The organism is Telluria sp. Soil_C_11, assembly GCF_057657395.1.
Window position 1 is genome coordinate 1 of sequence record NZ_JBDGIN010000052.1, and the last position, 1,004, is coordinate 1,004.

At 62.1% G+C, this 1,004-nt stretch carries 1 protein-coding gene; it reads left to right on the plus strand.

Going from position 1 to position 1,004, the window contains the following annotated elements:
• On the plus strand, positions 1–1,004 hold a 1,004-nt coding region (locus AC3A6M_RS24815; protein WP_487855355.1), incomplete at both ends, for an Ig-like domain-containing protein.

Consider the following 1,004-nt stretch of genomic DNA (forward strand, 5'->3'; position numbering starts at 1 on the left):
AATGACACCGATGTGGACGACGGCCATGCCTTCACGCTGGTATCCGGTGCGGCACCGGACGGCAAGGGAACCACCAGCGTGGTGAACAACCAGCTGGTCTTCACCCCGGGCTCGGACTTCGACCACCTGAAGGCAGGCGCCACCGAACAGGTCACCCTGAGCTACACGATGAAGGACGACCAGGGTGTCGAGTCGACCAGCACGGTCGTGGTGACCGTCACCGGCACCAATGACGCACCGGTTGCCGTTGCCGATACCGCTGCGGGCACCGAGAACCAGGCATTGACCATCGACGTGCTGGCCAATGATACCGATGTGGATGACGACCACGTCTTCACGCTGGTATCCGGTGCTGCACCGGACGGCAAGGGCACGACCAGCGTGGTGAACAACCAGCTGGTCTTCACCCCGGGCTCGGACTTCGACCACCTGAAGGCAGGCGCCACCGAACAGGTCACGCTGAACTACACGATGAAGGACGACCAGGGTGTCGAGTCTACCAGCACGGTGACCGTGACTGTCACCGGCACCAACGATGCGCCGGTCGCCGTTGCCGATACCGCTTCGGGCACCGAGAACCAGGCATTGACCATCGACGTGCTGGGCAACGATACCGATGTGGATGACGACCACGTCTTCACGCTGGTGTCGGGCTCGGCACCGGACGGCAAGGGCACGACCAGCGTGGTGAACAACCAGCTGGTCTTCACTCCGGGCTCGGATTTCGATCATCTGAAAGCCGGTGCGACCGAGCAGGTGACGCTGAGCTACACCATGAAGGACGACCAGGGCCTCGAGTCGACCAGTACGGTCATGGTGACCGTCACCGGTACCAATGATGCACCGGTCGCCGTTGCCGATACCGCGTCCGGCACCGAGAACCAGGCATTGACCATCGATGTACTGGCTAACGACACCGATGTGGATGACGATCACGTCTTCACGCTGGTGTCGGGTGCTGCCCCAGCCAACAAAGGCACGGTTACCGTCGATAACGACCAGCT